The following is a 19,169-nucleotide window of genomic DNA, read 5'->3' as shown; positions in this document are numbered from 1 at the left end:
CGGTTTCACGAGTCTTCGAGTCGTTCCCGGACGACCTCGAAGGAGCCCTCGATGACCGCACCGGCACTCGCCGAAGCCCCCGCCGTTCCCGCCCCACGGCGCGGCGACCGGACCGACCTCCCCGTCGTGGACCGGCAGCACCTGCAGGCCCTGGCCGACGGGGACGACGCGACGTGGCAGGCGACCGTGCGGCGGTACGAGGGGCTGCTGCGCTCGGCGGCCCGCGTGGTGCTGCGCAGCGACGCGGACATCGACGAGGCCGTCCAGCGCACGTGGGTGCTGCTGCTGCGCAACGCCGGCCGGATCAACGACCCGCAGTGCCTGCCGGGCTGGCTGTCCACGACGGCGCGACGTGAGGCACTGGCCATCCTGCGGGCGCAGCAGCGGACCATCCCCACCGAGGACGTCGCCGACCACGTGGCCCCGGAGGACCGCGACATGGCGACGGCCCTCATGGAGGAGGAACTGCGCCGGGCCCTGGACCGCGCGGTGGCGACCCTGCCGCGGAGCCAGCGCCGGATCGTGGAGGCCCTGCTGCGCGAGCCCGAGTCCTACGACGCGCTCAGCCGCGAGCTGGGCATCCCGCGAGGCAGCCTCGGCCCGCTGCGGGGCCGTGCCGTTCGCGCCCTGCGGGCGCAGCTCGAGCCGAGCCTGCGATGACGGCTACTGCTGGCCGCCGCCGCGTCGCTTCTGGATGACGTGCTCGATGCCCTCGCGGAAGGCGTCGGCCAGGGTGAGGCCGGGCGTGGCGTCGACCACCTGCCGGAGTTCGTCGACCAGGGCGTCGTCGACGTCGACCGTGTCCTCCCGGTCGTCGCCTGAGCTTCTCCTCGAGAGCTTGATCGGTGACACGGGCGTCCCTCTCCGCGGCGTCGGGGCCTACCGAGCCACCTTCGCCGCGACAGCGGCGGCCTGCGCCCGGTTCGTGACCTGGAGCTTATGCAGGACGCGGGACACGTGGACCCCCACCGTGCGCTCGCTGATGAAGAGTTTCCGCGCGATCTGCCGGTTGGTCGCCCCCGTGCCGAGCAGCGCCAGGACCTCGAACTCGCGCTCCGTCAGACCGAAGGGCCGGTCCTCGGGGACCGCCCGGGGGGAGGGGGCGGGAACTGCCGGCAGTCGGGTGCGGGCCACGAAGGCGTCGATCTCGGCGAGGACCGGGGCCGCGCCGAGGCGGTCGGCGATGGCCCGAGCCTCCGCGGCAGCCGCCGCGGCCTTGTCCCGATGTCGCGCCGTCGCATGGCACTCGGCCTGCCGCAGCAGGCAGTAGGCCTCCTCGCGGGGCCGGTCCGCGGCCCGCCACAGCCGGACCGCCGCCGCCCAGTCGTCGGCGTCGGCGGTCCCCCGCAGCCGGCCCAGCTCGTTGCGCGCCGTGCGGTGGTCGGCGGCGAGCGTGACGTCGCCGTCGGGGTCCGGCTCCCGGTCGTCGATGGCGGCGGCCAGCCGGTTGATCCGCGCGGCAGCCGCGGGGTCGGCCCGCCCGGGAACCGGTCCGCTGCGGTCGGCCTCGTTGCGCAGCCCGATACCGGCCAGCTCGGTGCGGAAGTGGCGGTCCTGGGTGCCGGCCAGCCGGCGCAGCGCCTCGTCCACCGTCCGGTAGCAGCCTTCGGGGTCCCCCTCCTGGGCCAGCAGCTGCGCCTCGGCGCTGGCGATCGCCGCGACGACTGCCGGCTCGTCGACGTCCCGGAGGGCGGCCGCGGCCTCCAGGCTCGCCCGGGCGGCCGCGGGGCGACCCATGGCCAGCAGCAGCTCGGCCCGCTCCAGGTGCAGGTGCAGCCCCTGCCCCTGGATCACGTGACCGTCGAGGAGCTCGGCGAGGACGGCCTCGCACCGCTCGTAGTACCCACGTCGACGCAGCAGGTTGACCGCGTTGCAGGCGAGCGCCGCGCCGACGGCCAGCTCCAGTCCGTACTCGGGCAGCAGAGCCAGCCCTTCCAGGGCCGCGGCGCAGGCCTCGGCCGGCCGGCCGGTGAACTCGTAGACCACCATCAGGTTGGCATAGCTGCGGCAGAGGACCGCTCCGTCGTGGACGTCCCGGGCCAGGCGCACTCCTTCGCGGAGCACGTCCAGCGCCGTCGTGTCGCCGATGAGGGCACCGGCGGCGCCGCGCGTGGTCAGCGCGTCGGCCAGGACCGCCGGGGTGCCGTGCTGCCGCGCGGCCGCCACCGCGCGCTCGGACAGGCGGATGGCGGCGTCGAACTCGGCCATGATGAACGCGGCTCGCCCCATCGCCCCCCAGACCTGCGCGTGGCAGGACGTCACCTCCGGCCCCAGCGTCTCGGCCGCCTCGGCGTAGGCGGCCTGGCTGCGGCCGGTCTGGCCGGCCTCCCACAGGAAGCAGCCGAGCCGCTCGAGGGCGATGGCACGCTGCTCGGCCGGAACGGTCCGGTCCTGCAACGCCTTCTCCAGCACCTCCACGGCCGCGGCGGGATCCCCCGCGAGGCGGGCGGCGCCGGCCGCCTCGAGGGCTAGGTCCAGGTCCTGCGACGCGTCCCCGGACGAGCGCCCGAACTGCAGTGCCCGCTGGTAGTGACCCCACGCCTCGGCGTAGGCGTTCCGGTCCCGCGCCTTCCGCGCCGCACGCAGGCTCCACGCGGCGGCCTGGTCGGGCACGCCGGCGGCCTCCCAGTGCACACTGACCGCCACCGCGGTGACCATGTCGTCGGCCGGGTCCTCGGCCATCGCCCGCGCGGCCCGCTCGTGCAGCATCCGCCGTTCGATGGGCAGCAGCTGGGAGAGCACCGCCTCGCACATCAGGCTGTGCCGGAAGGCGTAGTCGGCCCCTTCGTTGACGAACACCCCGACGTCGATCGCCTCGTGGACGGCGGCCGTGTACCGGTCGGGCGGCAGCACCGACGCCGCGTGCAGCTGGGCGTCGGCGACCCAGAGGCCGAACACCGCCGCGAGGCGGACCAGCTGCGCCGCGTCGGGGCCCAGCGAGTACACGCGGGACAGCAGGACGTCCTTCACCCGGCGGGCGCCGGGGTCCTTGACCAGCTCGCCGAGCAGGTACGGGTTGCCCTGGGAACGCTCGTACCAGGTGTCGACGTCGACGTCGGTCGCGCCGGTGAGGGCCCGCACCAGCTCCGCGCACTCCTGCCGGTCGAGGCGCTGCAGCTCCACGTTGACCGCTCCCGGCAGCCGGGCCAGCTCGCCCACCGCCTGCTGCACGCGGCCGACCTTGGGCGTCTCGTCGTTGCGCAGGGTCAGGACGAGGCTCAGCCGCCGGCGGGCGGCGGTGGCGGCGAGGTAGACGAGGAAGTCGCAGGTGGTCTCGTCGGCCCAGTGCAGGTCGTCGATGACCACGGTCGTCAGGGTCTGCGACCCGACCGGCGCGAGGGCGTCGGCCCACAGGCGGATCGCCCTCAGGCGCTGCTCGGCCGACTGCTGTTCGGCGCCGTCGGCCGTCTCCGGCCAGCCGCCGCGGGAGAAGAAGATCTGCTCGAGCGCGGCCAGGGGCAACGGCTGCCCGGCCAGCTGCAGGCAGGACCCCTCGAGCACCTCGGCGACCGCGTCGGCGCGCGCGGCCGCCACCAGGGAGGACTTGCCGACCCCGGCCTCGCCGCAGATCAGCACGATGTGGCCGGGCTCGGCGAACGCTGCCGCGACGGCCGCCCGGTGGTGCACCCGCCCGACATAGGGGACACCAGCCGTCCCGACCACCCGGTCATCGTGCCGCTCGGGGAAGAGGCCGTCCAGGTACTTACGACCATTCCTGAACCGCAACGCCCGCCCCGGGGTCGACCGGTGCAGCCAGACGGCGTCGAGGACCAGCCGAGCTCGCACACGGCGTGTGAGCCGACGGGGGGACTCGAACCCCCAACCGCCCGATTACAAGTCGGGTGCGCTACCAATTGCGCCACGCCGGCGGGACATGGGAACCAGTCCCGGGACAAGGATAGGGACAACGCAGGGGACGACCCCGCGCCGTCCGGGGCGGGTGGTCGGCCGGGGCCGACGGCAGCGAGCGGAGTGAGCGCCGACCGGTGAGGTCCGTCGTCTAGCGCATCCGGATGAGCACCCTGCCGGCGGCCCGGCGTTCGTCCAGTTCACGGATGGCGGCAGCGGCGTCGTCGAGTGCGAAGACCGGGCCGATCGGTGGTGAGATCGCTCCGGACCGGAGGAGCGGCACCAGGTCGCGCCACTGCTGACCGGCGTAGCCGGGGTCGTCGGCCCAGTACTCGGCCGACGCCACGCCCATCACGGAGGTGTTGGTCAGCAGCAGCCGGTTCACCCTGACGGTGGGGATCTCCCGGCCGGTGAAGCCGAGGACGAGCAGCCGCCCCTCCCGGGCCAGCGAGCGCACCGAGTCGGTGAACCGGTCCCCGCCGACGGGGTCGACGACGACGTCCACGCCCCGGCCATCGGTGAGCCGGCGCACCTCGTCGCGGAAGCCGGGGGCCGGCACGACGTCGTGCGCTCCGGCCGCGCGTGCGACCTCGCCCTTCGCGGCCGTGGACACCACTGCCACCACCCGGGCACCGTAGGCCGCAGCCAGCTGGCAGGCGGCGGTACCGATGCCTCCCCCGGCGCCGTGCACGAGGACCGTCTCGCCCTTCTTCAGCTGCGCCCGGCGGATGAGCGCGAAGTGCATCGTCAGGTAGTTCAGCGGCAGCGCCGCTGCCTCGTCGAACGGCACGCCGTCCGGGAGCGGGAAGACCATGTGGCCGTCGACCGCAACGGTCTCGGCGAAGCCGCCCGTCATGGGCATGGCCGCCACCGGCTCACCGGCACGAAAGCCGGCGGCATCGGCGCGCACCACTCCGGACACCTCCCACCCCGGAGTGAACGGCACCTCGGGACGCCGTTGGTACTCCCCTCGGGTGTACAGGACGTCGGGGAAGGTGACCCCCGCGTACTCCACGTCGACGAGCACCTGGTCCGGCTCGAAAGCGGGCTCCGGCCGCTCGTGGACCTCCACGCCGTCCGGTCCGGTCAGTGCAGTGATCACCGCTGCGCGCATGACGCACGCTAGTGGCGCCGGGCGGTGGCCCACCAGATCGACGACCACGGCCTGTCATCGGCGCGGTGTCGCGCTGCGCAGGCGGGGTCCCTACCTCTGCGGAAGCGGCTGCAGGTCCAGGCCCGCGAGGGTCTCCGGGTCGGCGAGCAGGTCGATCGCGGCCACGACGCCGTCCTCGACGGTGAAGGCGAAGACCACCTGCGGCGTCCCCCTCAGCGACCACACCGCGCCGGGCACGCCGTCGACCAGCACCAGCCGCGCGGCCCGCGCCCGCCCGGCGTAGGCCTCGGCCACCCGGGTCGCACCGCGCACCTCGGCCTCGGCGCCCATCCGCACGGCGACGGCGTCGGCCCGCACGACCACATCCGGCGCGAGCACCGCGAGCAGCGCGGTGAAGTCGCCGCTGCGCGACGCGTCGAGGAAGGCCGCTACCACCTCCCGGCGCCGCTCGGTGGCGTCGGGCAGCTCCGCGCCGCGCACCCGGCGCCGCGCCCGGCTGGCCAGCTGACGGGCGGCTGCCGGCGAGCGGTCGACGATCGGCGCGATCTCGTCGAAGGGGACGTCGAACAGGTCGTGCAGCACGAAGGCCAGCCGCTCCGCGGGTGCCAGCGTGTCCAGGACGACGAGCAGCGCCAGCCCGACCGAGTCGGCGAGCACCGCCTCCTCAGCGGGGTCGGTGACGGCCTGCAGGCGGGCCGGGGGCGCGTCGTCGAGGAGCTCCTCGCGCCGGTTCGTGCGGGCCCGGAGCTGGTTGAGCGCCACACGGGCCACGACGGTGGTCAGCCAGCCGCCGAAGTTCTCCACCTCCGCCCCGCCGGCCCGGCTGACCCGCAGCCAGGCCTCCTGGACGGCGTCCTCCGCCTCGGCCCGCGAGCCCAGGAGGCGGTGGGCCACGGCCGTCAGCCGGACGCGGTGCTCCTCGAACCGCGCGGCAAGGACGTCGATCTCGCTCATGTCCGTCACATCTCCCGGTCGCCGGGTGTCAGAGAGATGGCAGACCCGAACCCGACGACCCGAGGAGCACATCATGGCCACCGGCATCCGCACCGTCATCTACCCCGTGGACGACCTGCCCCGCGCGAAGGCGCTGTTCCGCGCCCTGCTCGGCGCCGATCCGGTCGTGGACGCGCCGTACTACGTCCAGTTCGACGCCGACGGCCAGGCGATCGGCCTCGACCCGCACGGCCACCGGCACGGGCAGTCGGGCCCCGTCGCCTACTGGCACGTGGACGACGTCGCCTCGAGCCTCGCCACCCTCGTGGAGGCCGGCGCCGAGACGGTGCAGAACCCCACCGACGTCGGCGGCGGCCTCCTCATCGCCCTGGCCAGGGACGGCGACGGCAACCTGATCGGCCTGCGCCAGGCGGGTTGATCGGCTCCTCCCCGGTGACGGAGCGGGTGCCCCACCGCTCTCCCTCCATCCACCACGCGTGCGGACGAGGACGCCACCGGCCCGGCCGGTGGCGTCCTCGTCGTCGCCCCGTCAGGTGCCGGCGGCCGGTCGCGGCCGCGCAGCCCGACTGGAGCCGGAGCAGGGGGGTAGTCGGCCTCGCATGGGGTTCCCGTGCCGGGAGGGCGACATCCGGCTCACCGACGGTCGGCGGATGTCGTACGCGGAGTTCGGCGATCCGGACGGCGTGCCCGTCCTCAACTGCCACGGCGCGCCGAGCAGCCGGCGCGAGCGCTACTTCGCGGACGGCGAGGACCTGCGCCGCCTCGGCGTGCGGCTGATCGGCATCGACCGGCCTGGCTTCGGCGGCTCGGATCCGGCGCCGGGGCGCCGGATCGTGGACTGGCCGGCGGACGCCGTCCAACTGCTGGACGCGCTCGCCCTGAGGAAGGTGCGCGTGCTCGCCCTCTCCGCGGGCGTGCCGTACGCGCTCGCTCTCGCCCGCGCACTTCCCGACCGGGTCGACCGGGTAGCGGCGATCGGCGCCAGTCCGCCTCCGGACGTCCCGTGGCCCTGGCCCCCGGTGCCGTCGGGGATCCGCTCGCTCGTGCTGCGCCCCGGCCGGGTGTCCACCGCCGTGTCGCTGCCGCTCCTGGGGCCCGCCGCGCTGCACCCGCCGCTGTTCTCCACCTACCTGCGACTGCGCCTGGGGCCGCCGGACCGGGAGCTGCTCGACCGGCCCGAGGTGCGCAGCACGCTGGACGAGACGTTCTCCGAGGGGCTCCGCCAGGGATGGCAGGCCGGGGCCTACGACCGGGCGCTGCTGCGGCGGCCGTGGGGCTTTCCCGTCTCGCGTGTGCCGCGGCCCGTCCTGCTGTGGCACGGGCGCGCCGACTGGCAGGCCCCCTTGCCCGGGGCCCGGCTGCTGGCCGCCGCGATCCCCACGGCCCGACTCTCCGTGGTGCCGGGGGCAGGGCACTTCCTCGGGTTCACCCACGGCCGCGAGATCCTCGGCGAGCTCACCGCCGGGTGACCGCCGGACCGCCGAGCCCGCCCCGGTGCCTCAGGCGGCGTCGGTGCCTCAGGCGGCGTCGGTGCCTCAGGCGGCGTCGGTGCCGGCGGCGGGGTCGCCCTGGACGGGTCGACCGCGGACGTAGGCCGCCGGGTCGCTGCCCGGTGCCGGCCCGTCGGCGAGCCAGCGCGCGAAGCCCGCCGGATCCCGGCGTTCCAGCTCGTCCAGGGTCTCCTCCCGGCGCCTGACCAGCGCCTGGCGTTCCGCCGGTGACAACCGCCTGCCCAGGGCCACCGTCGTGCGCATCCACTCCCGCCCGAGGGCCGGCGTGGTCAGGACCGAGACGGACGAGGACGCGGCGTCCCCGACCCGCGGCCGGGCCTCCTCCTCCACCGGCACGGGGAGGACCAGCACCTCGACGCCCGTGGGCCAGGACGGCGCCGCCGGCGCGGGAGACGAGCGGCCGGTCGGCCGTCCCGACCACGGGATGCGGGTGAGCAGCCAGGCGATCGCCGCCCCCGCTCCCACCAGGACCGCGACCAGGCCGCCGGCCACCGCCGCCACCCCGGCCAGGGTCAGCAGGATGCCCGCCGTCCAGGCCGCCGCCTGCACGGCGGACTCGAGCACCGCTCGCCGGTCGTGGCCGGGATCGTCACGGGTGATGCCCGCGGCGGTGCCGGCGGCCAGGAGCGCGGCCACACCGACGGCGACCAGGCCCGGGCCGCGCAACCCGAGTCCGCCCACCAGGGCCAGGACGCCCGCACCGAGCACACCGCTCCACCGGAGCAGTCGGACGAACGGTCCGCGGACGGGCACGTCGGCCTCCTGGGTATCGCCGAACGGAGCCACTCCCCTACCCGGGTCACGCGCGGCATGCACACGCTGCCGGAGGGTCTTCCCTCGGGACGCCCGGGCGAGGAGGCTCCCAGGCGGGACGGAACGACAGCTCCTGAACGACGCGGCTCCCGGAGGTGCACGATGACGACCTCGACCCCCACCGCTCCGCTCGGCAACCCGGGCGCGGCACCGGCGGAGGACCGGCCCGCGCGCGAGGTGGTGGTCGGCGTGGACGGCTCGGAGGTCGGGCTCGGCGCCGTCCGCTGGGCGGCCCGGGAGGCGGTCCGCCGCAACGCCTCGCTGCGGATCGTCCACGCCGCCCCCTACCTGAGTCGAGGCTCCGGGGGCGCACCGCCCCCCGAGCTCTCCCGGGCGCGGCGCATCACCGCGCAGGCCTACACCGTCGCCCGGCACACCGATCACGACGTCCAGGCGGCGACCGAGGTCGTGCCCGACGACCCGACCACCGTCCTGCTCCGGGCGGCGGCCGCCAGCCAGCTGCTCGTCCTGGGCAGCTCCACGACCGGCGCGGCCGACGAGCTCGTGCTCGCGTCCGTCGCCGTCCACGTGGGGGCCCGCTCCCCGCAGCCGGTGGTGGTCGTCCCCCGGCAGCGCCCGGGGGGCGCCGAGGAGCGTCCGGTCGTCGCGGTGCTGGGCGTGGGAGACCGTGACGACGACGACGCCGTGGCGACGTTCGCCGCGGCGGCGGCCGAACGCTCCGGCGTGGGCCTGACCGTGCTGCAGACCCGCCCGCCCCGGCACAGCGCCGGCCCCAGCTGGGTCGACGACCTCGACGAGTGGCACCGGCGGTACCCGGGCCTGTCGGTCTCCCACTCGGACCTGCCGGCGCCGCGCGCGGACCAGATCCTGCGCGCCACCTGCCCGGCGCCACTGCTGGCGATCAGCGCCGGCACCGGCGGCCTGCTGCACCGCGACCTCGACGGCCCGCACCGCTGGCTGCTCCGGCACTGCACCTCCCCCATGGCACTGATCCCGCCGGTGCACCGGCCGGAGGAGGAACCCCGCGAGGAGATCATCGCCCTGGGCTGACCCCGCTCCCCTTCCTTCCCACCCGGGCCTCCGCCTGCCGAGACAGGCAGTGCCCGGGCCGCTCCCGTGCGCCTTGGGACGATCGGCTGACGCCGTCCAGGAATCTCACAGGGCGTCCACAGCGCTGCACCAGAGCGCGCCCGGACAGTGGAGGCATCCGCGGCCGCCCGGCTGCGCGCAGGGAGGACACCGAAGTGACTGACCACGGACGCCCGACCGTTCCAGGCCCCGGCGTCGGGCAGGGCCCCGACCCGCGCGGGACCGGCACCACGACACCCGGTGCGGGACAATCGCCCTCCTACGGGTTCGGCCCCACCGGCCCCGCTCCGTGGGCTCCGCCGCAGGAGCAGACCACGACTCCCCAGCCGCCGTCCTACCTGGGCTACGGCGGCTACCCGCCGGCCGCCCCGGAATCGCCGGCCCCGTCGCCGAGCGCCCGTCGGGCGGGCCGTCTGCGGATCGGGCTGGCCGGGCTCGTGGCGGGCGCGCTGATCGGTGGCGGCGCGGGGGCGGGGGTGGCCGCGCTCGTCGACGACCCGGCGGTCGCGTCGGGCACGGGCGCCGCGGCCCAGAACGTCGTCATCAAGGATCCGGAGACGGCGACGACGGCCACCGCGGCCGCCGCCAAGGCGGCTCCCAGCGTGGTGACGGTCTACGTGACGACCGCCTCCGGCTCCGGCAGCGGGTCCGGCGTCGTGCTGACCGAGGACGGCTACGTGGTCACCAACAACCACGTCGTCGCCGAGGGCGGCACCGCCGACTCGGTGCAGGTCCGGACCTCCGACGGCACCCTCTACGACGCCACCATCGTGGGGACCGACCCCGCGTCGGACCTCGCGGTCCTCCGACTGGACGGCGCCGAGGGACTCACCCCGGCCACGTTCGCCGACTCCGACGACGTCCAGGTCGGTGACGTGGCGGTGGCCATCGGCGCTCCGCTGGGCCTGTCCAACACCGTCACCGACGGCATCATCAGCGCTACGGACCGCGCAGTTCAGACCGGGTCGACGCGGGACGACGCCACCGTGCTCGACGCCCTGCAGACCGACGCAGCGATCAACCCCGGCAACTCCGGCGGGGCGCTGGTGAACGGCGCCGGCGAGGTGATCGGCATCAACACCGCCATCGCCACCGTCGCCTCGGGGCTGCCGGGTTCGCAGTCGCAGAGCGGGAACATCGGAGTCGGCTTCGCCATCCCCAGCAACACCGCCCAGCGCATCGCCAGGGAGATCATCGAGACGGGCTCGGCGACCCGGGCCTACCTTGGCGTGAGCGCGCGCAACGCCACCGACGACCAGAACCCCGAGGTCGGCACCGGGGCGGAGATCGTCTCGGTCGAGCCGGGCAGCGCCGCGGCCGAGGCCGGCCTCCAGGTGGGCGACGTCGTGACCGCCGTCGGTGACCGGCCGGTGACCAGCTCAGCCGAGCTGACCGCCGGCGTGCGCAGCCATGCGCCGGGCGACACGGTCGAGCTGACCGTCCGGCGAGGCGATCAGACCCGCACGGCGGAGGTCACCCTCGGCACCACCCGGTGAGCCCCACGGGCCCCCGTGCAGGGTCCCGCCGCGAACCTGCGGGTGGCGGGGGGCATGGGGGCCCTTTCTCTAGGCTCGTACGGGTGCCGGCTCCCCCGATCGCCCCCCTCGCCAGCTCGCTGGACGACCCCGAACGGGCCCGCGACCTGGCCCGGATGAAGCGGCTGGCGACCGGGCTCTTCCTGGCCGCCGCCGTCGTCTTCCTGGGCTGCGTGCTGCTCGGCCCCGAGGCCGGCGGCTGGGTGGGCTACGTCCGCGCCACCGCCGAGGCCTCGATGGTCGGCGCCCTCGCGGACTGGTTCGCGGTCACCGCGCTCTTCCGGCACCCGCTGCGGCTGCCTATCCCGCACACCGCGATCATCCCGCGCAAGAAGGACCAGATCGGGGCGAGCCTCGGCACCTTCGTCCAGGAGAACTTCCTGACCCGGGCGGTGGTCGAGGACAAGCTGACCACCATCGACGTGCCGGGCCGGCTGGGCGGCTTCCTCAGCGCTCCGGGCCGGGCCGAGCGGCTCGCCGGTGACGCGTCGGCCGTGGTGACCGCGCTCGCCGGCCTGCTGCGCGACGAGGAGCTCGAGCCCGCCGTCGCGGCGCTCGTCGACCGGAAGCTGCACGACACCCCGGCCGCGCCGGTCCTGGCCCGTGTCCTCGAGCTCGTCGTCGAGGGTGACCGGCACCAGGAGGTGCTGTCGGCCGCGCTGCGGCTGATGGCCCGCTTCCTCGACGAGAACCGCGTGGTCTTCCGCGCCCAGCTCGGTGACGCCTCCCCGGCATGGGTGCCCGACTGGGTCGACGACCGGGTCTTCGACCGGATGTTCGCCGGCGTGCAGGCGTTCCTCCACGAGGTCGGCGACGATCCGAGGCACGAGCTGCGCCGCTCCTACGACGCCCGGCTGCGGGCCTACGTGCACGCGCTGCGGACCGATCCGGGCACCGCCGCCCGCATCGAGGACCTGAAGAAGGAGCTGCTGGAGCACCCGGCCGTGCGCACCTGGTCGGGGTCGTTGTGGACCAGCGCGAAGGACGCCGTCCTGGCCGCCGCGGCCGACCCCGACTCCGAGCTCCGCTCGCGGATCGCCGGGATGATCACCCACCTCGCGGAACTGCTGCGCTCCGATCCGACCGTCCGCGAGCTGGTCCAGCGGCACGCGCACGGCATCGGGGGCTACCTCGTCGAGCGGTTCTCCGGCGACCTCGCCGACCTGGTCAGCAGCACCGTGGCGCGGTGGGACACGGAGGAGACCAGCCGGCGCATCGAGCTGCAGGTCGGCCGCGACCTGCAGTGGATCCGGGTCAACGGCACGGTGGTCGGCGGGCTGGCCGGCCTGGTGATCTACACGGTGGCGCAGCTGCTGGGCTGACCGTCGCGGAGCTCAGCGGCCGGCGCGCTCGTCCGCCAGGAGCGCAGCCAGGGAGAGCGCCCCCCAGGCCGACGCGAAGCCGACGACCCTCCCGGCCGCGCCGCGACCGGCCAGCGCCGGGGGGAGCGTGGCGACGTCGGTCCAGTCGCTGAGCACCCGTGCCGCCGTCGCGAGGCGGCGCGCCCGGCCGGACGGCGCGGCCATCATGGCCAGGCCGATGCCGGTGTCCCGGGCGCCCATCGCGCGCACCAGCGCGCGGGTGTCGGCGGTGTCGGCGAGCCGGGCGGGTCCGAGGAAGATCCGGGGCGCCACCACCAGCGCCGCCGAGCCCGCCGCCGTGGCGGCTCCGACGAGGGAGGTCAGGGAGGGCACGTCCCCTAACCAACCAGCCGGGTCACGGGGCCGCCAGTGGGCCACCCGTGACGGCGGCGGCCGCCGCGATGCGGTCAGGGGGACCGGCGGGTCAGCGCGGCGGCGTAGAGGGCGATGCCGGCGGCGACGCTGACGTTGAGCGACTCGGTGTCGCGCGAGATGGGGATGCGGACGACGACGTCGCACCTCTCCCGCACCAGCCGGGACAGCCCCGCCCCCTCCGCACCCACGACCAGGGCGACGGGATCGGTGAAGCCGTCGTACTCGTCGAGGTCGACGTCCCCGTCGCCGGCCAGCCCCACGGTCTGCAGCCCGGCGTCCTGGTACGCGCCCAGCGCTCGCGGCAGGTTGACCGCGCGGGCCACCGGGATCCGCGCCGCGGCGCCGGCACTGGTGCGCCAGGCCGACGCGGTCATCCCGACGGCGCGCCGCTGCGGCACCACGACCCCGTGCGCGTCGAACGCGGCGGCGGACCGGACGACGGCGCCGAGGTTGCGCGGGTCGGTCACCCCGTCCAGGGCCACGACCAGCGGCGGCCGGCCGGAGTCGCGGGCCATGTCGAGGAGGTCGTCGGGATGGGCGTACTCGTAGGGTGGGACCTGCAGCCCGATGCCCTGGTGCAGGGCGCCGCCGGACATCCGGTCGAACTCCGCCTTGCCCACCTCCAGCAGCGGCAGCCCGCGGTCGGCCGCGAGGGCCAGCGCCTCGGTGATCCGCTCGTCCGTGGTGCGCTGCGCGTCCCCGGTGACGACGTAGAGCGCGGTCGCCGGGATCTGCGCCCGTAGCGCCTCCACGACCGGGTTGCGGCCGAGCAGGAGCTCCGGGGCCTCCTCGGCCCGCTGGCGGGCGCGGGCCCGGTCGGCGCGCTGCCGCGCCTCCGCGGCGGCGCGCCGCTGGGCGGGGTGGCCCGGCCGCATCTCCGCGGGCGGAGTGGCTCCGCGACCGGCGAGAGCCCGACGGCCCTTGCCTCCCGTACCGGCGGTCGCGGTCTTCTTGCCGGCACCGGTCGTGCGGCCTCGGCGCTGGCTGTTGCCGGCCATCAGCGGGTCAGCTCCCATCGGGGTCCTTGCGGGGTGTCCTCGACGGAGACGCCGAGGGCGGTGAGCTGGTCGCGGATCGCGTCGGCCGCGGCGAAGTCCCTGCGGGCCCGGGCGGCCTGCCGCTGCTCCAGTGCCAGGGCGACGAGTCCGTCGGTCACCTGGCCGAGCCGCTCGTCGCTGCCGCCGCCGGCCCAACGGGCATCGAGCGGGTCGAGCCCGAGCACCCCGAGCATGGCGCGGACCGAGCGGAGGGTGCCGGCGACCGCCCCGTCGTCCCCCTGCGCCAGCGCGGTGTTTCCCTCGCGGACCATGTCGTGGATGGCCGCGACCGCTGCCGGCGTCCCCAGGTCGTCGTCGAGGGCGTTGCTGAAGTCGGCGCAGAGCATGCCACCGCCGCCGTCCGGGCCCACCCGCTCGGCCGCCCGCCGGACGAACGACTCGATCCGCCGGTAGGCCACCCCGGCCTCGGCCAGCGCCTCGTCGGTGAACTCGATCGTCGACCGGTAGTGCGGCGCGACCAGGTAGTACCGGAGTTCGACCGGCCGCACCCGCTTGACGACCTCGTCGACCAGCGCCGTGTTACCCAGCGACTTGCTCATCTTCTCGCCGCCGAGGGTCACCCAGCCGTTGTGCAGCCAGTACTGCGCGAACCCGTCACCGGCCGCCCGTGACTGCGCCTGCTCGTTCTCGTGGTGCGGAAAGCGCAGGTCCAGGCCCCCGCCGTGGATGTCGAACTCGGGCCCGAGATAGCGCTCGGCCATCGCCGAGCACTCGAGGTGCCACCCCGGCCGGCCGCGACCCCAGGGAGTGGCCCAGGAGGCGGTCGACGGCTCGCCCTCCTTGGCCGCCTTCCACAGGGCGAAGTCGCGGGGGTCCCGCTTGCGCTCGTCGCTGTCGGTGTCGGCGGCGGGCTGGAGGTCGTCCAGCTTCTGCCCCGACAGCGCCCCGTACTCCGGGAACGACCGGACGTCGAAGTAGACGTCACCGCCGGCGGCGTAGGCGTGCCCGCGCTCGACCAGGCGCTGCATCAGCTCGATCATCTCGGGGACGTGGCCGGTCGCCCGCGGCTCGTACGTGGGCGGCAGGATGCCGAGGACGTCGTACGCGTGGCTGGTGGCCCGCTCGTTGGCGTACGCCCACGCCCACCACGGCACGCCCCGCTCCGCGGACTTCGCGAGGATCTTGTCGTCGATGTCGGTCACGTTCCGGACGAAGGTGACCCGGAGACCGCGGGCGGTGAGCCAGCGGCGGAGCACGTCGAACGACACCTGAGCCCGGATGTGCCCCACGTGCGGTGGCCCCTGGACGGTGAGCCCGCAGACGTAGACCGACGCCTGACCGGCACGCAGGGGCGTGAAGTCGCGGACGGCGCGGGCGGCCGTGTCGTAGAGGCGGAGGCTCACTGCGCGAAGTCTACGGAGCCCGGTCCGCGGCCGTGCCCGCCGGAAGCGGTCGGACGCCGGCACGGCACCGGCCGGGCCGCGGTGCACGACCCGGCCGGTGGTCGGCTCGATCAGTACGCGTCGACGTCCAGCAGCGTCTCCTTGACCGGGTCACGGTCGTCGCCGTTGGTCCAGTCGAGGTTACCCGCCCCCTCGAGGGCCGCCTTGACCGCGGCCGGAGCGGCCGCCGGGTCGGCCGCCTTGACCAGGGCCGCCGCGCCGGCGACGTGCGGCGAGGCCATCGACGTGCCGCTGATCGTGCTGTAGCCACCGCCCATCCAGGTGGAGGTGATGCAGACGCCGGGGGCGATCAGGTCGACGTCGGCCCCGTGGTTGGAGAAGTCGGCGAACGTGTCGTCCACGTCGGCGCGGCAGGTGGCGGCCGCGCCCCCACCCGGGCGGCCGTCGAAGTCCGCCAGCGCGGAGACGGTGACGACCTCGTCGTAGGCGGCGGGCACGGCGGTCGCGGCGTCCACGCCCGAGTTGCCCGCCGCGACCACGTAGGTGACTCCCGCGGCGACCGACCTGCAGATGGCGTCGTGGTACGAGTCCCCCGTCGTGCAGCCGGTGCGCGAGGGCTCGGTCCCGCTGCCGCCGAGGCTCATGTTGGCGACCTCGATGGTCCCCTTGTTCGCCGTCACCCAGTCGACGCCGCAGATGATCGCCGAACGGGTGCCGCTGCCCTGGTTGTTCAGCACACGGACCGCCCACAGCCGCGCACCGGGCGCCACGCCCACGACACCGGTGCCGTCGTCCTCGGCCCCGATCGTGCCGGCGACGTGGGTGCCGTGGCCGTTGCCGTCGTCGTAGGAGCGGCCGCCGGTGACGCAGTTCCTGCCGCCCACGACGTTCAGGTCGGGGTGGTCGACGTCGATGCCGGTGTCGATCACGGCGACGTCGACGTCCACGCTGCCGCTGCCGTCGCCGGACACCGCGCTGGACAGCTCGCCGTCGATCCGGTCGATCCCGGTCGGCAGCGTCTGCGCGGCGGCGGCGCCGCCCGTGCCCGGCGGCGCGAAGGCGGTGACCACCTCGTCGCGCTCGACGGACACCACTCGGGCGTCCTGGGCCACGCGCGCCGCCGCCTGGTCGGACATCCGAGCCGCGTATCCGTTGATCGCGTGCCGGTAGACGTGGTCGACACGGGCCCCGTGCTGCCGCCCGTGGTCGGCGGAGACGCGGTCGGGCGCCTGCCCGTCCTCCAGGGTGACGATCCAGGCGCCCGGGACGCTCCGCGGTCCGGCGGGCGGCGGAGCAGCGGTGGCCGGTGCGGCCAACACCGTGAGGGCGGGAAGGGACAACGCGGCCACGGCGAGCAGCCGTGCGGCGGGACGGCCTGGGGAACGGGACATGGGCCTCTTCTGTCGATCGGTCCGGACGCCGGGTCGTTCGTCCGGACAGCGGGTCAGGGCGTGGGCACGAAGTGTGACCACGCCCACCCGCGTCGACCTAGCGACCGCGCCGCAACGCGACGGGGATCGGGAGGTCAGTCCGCCCGCACGACGAGGGCGGTGGCCACCGCGGCCCGGCCCTCGCCCCGGCCGGTGAGCCCCAGGCCGTCGGTCGTGGTGGCCGCGACGCTCACCGGTGCGCCGAGCGCGGCCGAGAGAACGGCCTCGGCCTCGGCGCGACGGGGTCCCAGTCTCGGGCCGTTCGCCACCAGCTGGACCGACGCGTTGCCGATCCGCCACCCCGCGGCGGCGAGCACCTCGCGGGCGTGCTCCAGGACGGCGACGCCCGCGGCGCCGGCCCACTGCGGGTCGTCGGTGCCGAGCAGACCACCGATGTCGCCGAGCCCGGCAGCGGCGAGGACGGCGTCGGTCAGCGCGTGGGCCACGACGTCGCCGTCCGAGTGCCCGGCGCAGCCGTCGGCGCCCGGCCAGTCGAGGCCGGCGAGCCGGCACGCCCGCCCGGGCTCGACGGGGTGGACGTCGGTGCCGACTCCCACGCGGGGCAGGTCGGTCATCGACGGACCTGCAGCTCGGCCATGGCGAGGTCGTGCGGAACGGTCACCTTGGCGGCGCGCTCGTCCCCCGCGACGGTGGCGACCGGGGCGCCGGCGGCCCGCACCACGGCCGCGTCGTCGGTCAGATCGGCGTCGTCCGCCAGGGCGGCGTAGGCCTCGACCAGGGTCCGCCGGTCGAAGCCCTGCGGGGTCTGCACCCGGCGCAGCGGGGCGCGCGGCACGACGTCGACGACGGCTCCCCCGTCGTCCACCAGGACCGTCGTGTCGACCACCGGCAGCACCGGGACGACGGCCGGCGCGCCCTGGTCGAGCGCGGCGAGGACGCGGGCGACGACCTCCGGTGGGGTCAGCGGCCGGGCGGCGTCGTGGACGAGGACGGCGTCGACCTCCGGACCGACGACGGTGAGCGCCGCCCGCACCGAGGCCGTGCGGCTGGCTCCGCCGTCGACCAGCCGGACTCCGGGCACAGCCGCGGCGAACGCCGCCCGCTCGGCCGGAGGCACGGCGACCACCACCTCGGCGGCACCGCCGGCGCGCAGGGTGTCGACGGCCCAGCGGACCAGCGGACGCCCGGCCAGGGGCACGAGCGCCTTCGGTGCATCCGCCCCCAGACGCAGACCACTCCCGGCCGCTGCGACGATGCCGACAGCGAGCACGGGAGTGATCCGGGTGTCTACGTGGTGCGGGGTGCTCGGGAGACCCGAGCTCAGCTGGCGAGGACCTCGTCGAGCAGGACCTCGGCCTTGTCCTCGTTCGTGCCCTCCGCGAGCGCGAGCTCGCTGACCAGGATCTGGCGGGCCTTCGAAAGCATGCGCTTCTCGCCGGCGGAGAGGCCACGGTCCTTGTCGCGGCGCCAGAGGTCGCGCACGACCTCGGCGACCTTGTTGACGTCACCGGAGGCCAGCTTCTCGAGGTTGGCCTTGTACCGACGCGACCAGTTGGTCGGCTCCTCGGTGTGCGGGGCGCGGAGCACCTCGAAGACCCGGTTCAGGCCTTCCTGGCCCACGACGTCACGCACGCCGACGATCTCTGCGTTGTCAGCCGGCACCCGCACGGTGAGGTCGCCCTGGGCGACCTTCAGCACGAGGTAGGCCTTCTGCTCGCCCTTGATGGTCCGCTGCTCGATCGCCTCGATCAGCGCGGCACCGTGGTGCGGATAGACGACGGTCTCGCCGACAGTGAAGCCCATGTGGATGTGACCCCTTTCGCTGCCTCAAGGTTACCACGGCAGACTGACCAACGGATCCGGGTCGGGCAGTAAATCTGCAGGTCAGGGGCCTGAACGGATGACAGGGAGGGGTTGACAGAGCGTGGCCGATGTGCCTCTGCGACCGGCCGGCCCGGTGGCGGCGGCGCGCGCCCTCGTCCTGGCGACCCACGCCGGGCCCGCCCTGGCGGTCACCGTCGTCGCCACCCTGCTGGCCGTGGCCGCCGGCATGCCACCGGGCCGGGTCGCGCTCGTCTGCGCGGCCGTCCTCGCAGGTCAGGCGTCCATCGGGTGGAGCAACGACTGGCTCGACGCCGACCGCGACCGCGCCGTCGCACGGGCCGACAAGCCGGTGGTGCAGGGCGCCGTGACGCCGTCCCGGCTGCGTTCCGGGGCGCTGATCGCCGCCGCCGTCGCGGTGGTCCTGTCGCTCCTGCTGGGGCTGGTGCCGGGCCTGCTGCTCCTGGTCCTGGTGGCCAGTGGCTGGGCCTACAACGCCGGGTTGAAGCGCACGGCGGCGTCCGTCGTCCCGTACGTGACGGGGTTCGGCGCGCTCCCGGCCGGCGTGGTCGCCGCCGCGCCGGGGACGCCCGTCGCCTCCTGGTGGCTGGTCACGGCCGGCGCGGCCCTCGGTGCCGCGGCCCACCTGGCCAACGTGGCTCCCGACCTGGAGGACGACCTGGCCACCGGTGTGCGCGGCCTCCCCCACCGCCTGGGCGCGCGCCGGTCGGCCGTCGTCTGCGCCCTGCTGCTGGGCATGGCGTCGTTGGTCCTGGTGCTCGGCCCGGAAGGGCCCCCGACGGCCGCCGGCTGGGCCGGCCTCGTGCTGGCCCTGCCGGCCGTGGCGGTCGCCGCGCTCGCCGGCACGCCACGTTTCCGACGGGCGGCCTTCCCGGCGGTCATGCTGCTGACCGTCATCGACGTGGCGCTCCTCGTGGCGGGGGGCGCCACGCCCGCCTGAGCCGGGCGACCGGCACGGCGCCGGCCGGCCGGA

At 75.4% G+C, this 19,169-nt stretch carries 19 protein-coding genes and 1 tRNA gene; 7 read left to right on the top strand and 13 right to left on the bottom strand.

Features of this window, described 5'->3' with window-relative positions:
• Nucleotides 1–51 precede the first annotated feature (51 nt).
• A complete protein-coding gene (locus ACFSHS_RS09070) occupies nucleotides 52–660 on the top strand; it encodes an RNA polymerase sigma factor (RefSeq protein ID WP_376874278.1) in 609 nt (202 codons plus the stop codon).
• Between the two features lie 3 nt (nucleotides 661–663).
• Here ACFSHS_RS09070 and ACFSHS_RS09065 read toward each other — a convergent pair whose 3' ends face one another.
• From ACFSHS_RS09065 to ACFSHS_RS09045, 5 genes are all read right to left on the bottom strand, one after another.
• Nucleotides 664–852 carry a hypothetical protein gene (locus ACFSHS_RS09065; protein ID WP_376874276.1) on the bottom strand — a complete coding sequence of 63 codons (189 nt, stop codon included), beginning with the start codon at nucleotides 850–852 and terminating at the stop codon, nucleotides 664–666.
• A gap of 27 nt (nucleotides 853–879) precedes the next feature.
• Nucleotides 880–3,663: a helix-turn-helix transcriptional regulator gene (locus tag ACFSHS_RS09060; RefSeq protein ID WP_376874274.1), complete on the bottom strand. Its 2,784-nt coding sequence runs from the start codon at nucleotides 3,661–3,663 to the stop codon at nucleotides 880–882.
• Between the two features lie 133 nt (nucleotides 3,664–3,796).
• Nucleotides 3,797–3,869, bottom strand: a tRNA-Thr gene (locus ACFSHS_RS09055).
• 131 nt (nucleotides 3,870–4,000) lie between these two features.
• On the bottom strand, nucleotides 4,001–4,963 hold the full coding sequence (locus tag ACFSHS_RS09050; RefSeq protein WP_376874272.1) for an NADPH:quinone oxidoreductase family protein: 963 nt from the start codon (nucleotides 4,961–4,963) through the stop codon (nucleotides 4,001–4,003).
• A 90-nt stretch (nucleotides 4,964–5,053) separates the two neighbouring features.
• A complete protein-coding gene (locus ACFSHS_RS09045; RefSeq protein WP_376874270.1) occupies nucleotides 5,054–5,917 on the bottom strand; it encodes a sigma-70 family RNA polymerase sigma factor in 864 nt (287 codons plus the stop codon).
• A gap of 73 nt (nucleotides 5,918–5,990) precedes the next feature.
• Here ACFSHS_RS09045 and ACFSHS_RS09040 point away from each other — a divergent pair, with 73 nt between their 5' ends.
• Together ACFSHS_RS09040 and ACFSHS_RS09035 are read left to right on the top strand one after the other, a co-directional pair.
• The gene (locus ACFSHS_RS09040; protein WP_376874268.1) at nucleotides 5,991–6,335 is read left to right on the top strand and encodes a VOC family protein; all 345 of its coding nucleotides are present in this window, start codon (nucleotides 5,991–5,993) and stop codon (nucleotides 6,333–6,335) included.
• A gap of 232 nt (nucleotides 6,336–6,567) precedes the next feature.
• The gene (locus ACFSHS_RS09035; protein ID WP_376874266.1) at nucleotides 6,568–7,386 is read left to right on the top strand and encodes an alpha/beta fold hydrolase; all 819 of its coding nucleotides are present in this window, start codon (nucleotides 6,568–6,570) and stop codon (nucleotides 7,384–7,386) included.
• A 66-nt stretch (nucleotides 7,387–7,452) separates the two neighbouring features.
• Here ACFSHS_RS09035 and ACFSHS_RS09030 read toward each other — a convergent pair whose 3' ends face one another.
• Nucleotides 7,453–8,181: a hypothetical protein gene (locus ACFSHS_RS09030; protein WP_376874264.1), complete on the bottom strand. Its 729-nt coding sequence runs from the start codon at nucleotides 8,179–8,181 to the stop codon at nucleotides 7,453–7,455.
• A 162-nt stretch (nucleotides 8,182–8,343) separates the two neighbouring features.
• Here ACFSHS_RS09030 and ACFSHS_RS09025 point away from each other — a divergent pair, with 162 nt between their 5' ends.
• The 3 genes from ACFSHS_RS09025 to ACFSHS_RS09015 all read left to right on the top strand — a co-directional run bounded on the left by ACFSHS_RS09025 (nucleotide 8,344) and on the right by ACFSHS_RS09015 (nucleotide 12,148).
• Nucleotides 8,344–9,252: a universal stress protein gene (locus tag ACFSHS_RS09025; protein WP_376874262.1), complete on the top strand. Its 909-nt coding sequence runs from the start codon at nucleotides 8,344–8,346 to the stop codon at nucleotides 9,250–9,252.
• 194 nt (nucleotides 9,253–9,446) lie between these two features.
• Nucleotides 9,447–10,787 carry a S1C family serine protease gene (locus tag ACFSHS_RS09020; protein WP_376874260.1) on the top strand — a complete coding sequence of 447 codons (1,341 nt, stop codon included), beginning with the start codon at nucleotides 9,447–9,449 and terminating at the stop codon, nucleotides 10,785–10,787.
• Nucleotides 10,788–10,870: 83 nt separating this feature from the next.
• Entirely contained in the window at nucleotides 10,871–12,148 is a 1,278-nt protein-coding gene (locus ACFSHS_RS09015; RefSeq protein ID WP_376874258.1) for a DUF445 domain-containing protein, read from the top strand.
• 12 nt (nucleotides 12,149–12,160) lie between these two features.
• Here ACFSHS_RS09015 and ACFSHS_RS09010 read toward each other — a convergent pair whose 3' ends face one another.
• The 7 genes from ACFSHS_RS09010 to ACFSHS_RS08980 form a co-directional block, all read right to left on the bottom strand.
• Nucleotides 12,161–12,520 (bottom strand): hypothetical protein, encoded by a 360-nt coding sequence (locus tag ACFSHS_RS09010; RefSeq protein WP_376874256.1) that lies wholly within the window; start codon nucleotides 12,518–12,520, stop codon nucleotides 12,161–12,163.
• A gap of 74 nt (nucleotides 12,521–12,594) precedes the next feature.
• On the bottom strand, nucleotides 12,595–13,578 hold the full coding sequence (rlmB, locus tag ACFSHS_RS09005) for a 23S rRNA (guanosine(2251)-2'-O)-methyltransferase RlmB (protein ID WP_458199604.1): 984 nt from the start codon (nucleotides 13,576–13,578) through the stop codon (nucleotides 12,595–12,597).
• Nucleotides 13,560–14,963: a cysteine--tRNA ligase gene (gene cysS / locus ACFSHS_RS09000; protein WP_376874254.1), complete on the bottom strand. Its 1,404-nt coding sequence runs from the start codon at nucleotides 14,961–14,963 to the stop codon at nucleotides 13,560–13,562. Before cysS ends, rlmB begins: the two co-directional genes overlap by 19 nt.
• Before the next feature lie 110 nt (nucleotides 14,964–15,073).
• Entirely contained in the window at nucleotides 15,074–16,354 is a 1,281-nt protein-coding gene (locus tag ACFSHS_RS08995) for a S8 family serine peptidase (RefSeq protein ID WP_376874252.1), read from the bottom strand.
• Between the two features lie 134 nt (nucleotides 16,355–16,488).
• Entirely contained in the window at nucleotides 16,489–16,968 is a 480-nt protein-coding gene (ispF, locus tag ACFSHS_RS08990; RefSeq protein ID WP_376874250.1) for a 2-C-methyl-D-erythritol 2,4-cyclodiphosphate synthase, read from the bottom strand.
• Entirely contained in the window at nucleotides 16,965–17,624 is a 660-nt protein-coding gene (gene ispD / locus ACFSHS_RS08985; RefSeq protein WP_376874248.1) for a 2-C-methyl-D-erythritol 4-phosphate cytidylyltransferase, read from the bottom strand. The genes ispF and ispD overlap by 4 nt, the downstream gene beginning before the upstream one ends.
• A gap of 50 nt (nucleotides 17,625–17,674) precedes the next feature.
• A complete protein-coding gene (locus ACFSHS_RS08980) occupies nucleotides 17,675–18,157 on the bottom strand; it encodes a CarD family transcriptional regulator (protein WP_135098842.1) in 483 nt (160 codons plus the stop codon).
• A gap of 121 nt (nucleotides 18,158–18,278) precedes the next feature.
• Here ACFSHS_RS08980 and ACFSHS_RS08975 point away from each other — a divergent pair, with 121 nt between their 5' ends.
• Nucleotides 18,279–19,136 carry a UbiA family prenyltransferase gene (locus ACFSHS_RS08975; protein ID WP_376874246.1) on the top strand — a complete coding sequence of 286 codons (858 nt, stop codon included), beginning with the start codon at nucleotides 18,279–18,281 and terminating at the stop codon, nucleotides 19,134–19,136.
• The last annotated feature ends 33 nt before the right edge of the window (nucleotides 19,137–19,169 follow it).

Source organism: Blastococcus deserti, from assembly GCF_042682525.1.
Taxonomy (GTDB): domain Bacteria; phylum Actinomycetota; class Actinomycetes; order Mycobacteriales; family Geodermatophilaceae; genus Blastococcus_B; species Blastococcus_B deserti.
The sequence above is the reverse complement of the archived record's forward strand: the minus strand, read 5'-3'. Positions and strand labels throughout refer to the sequence as shown.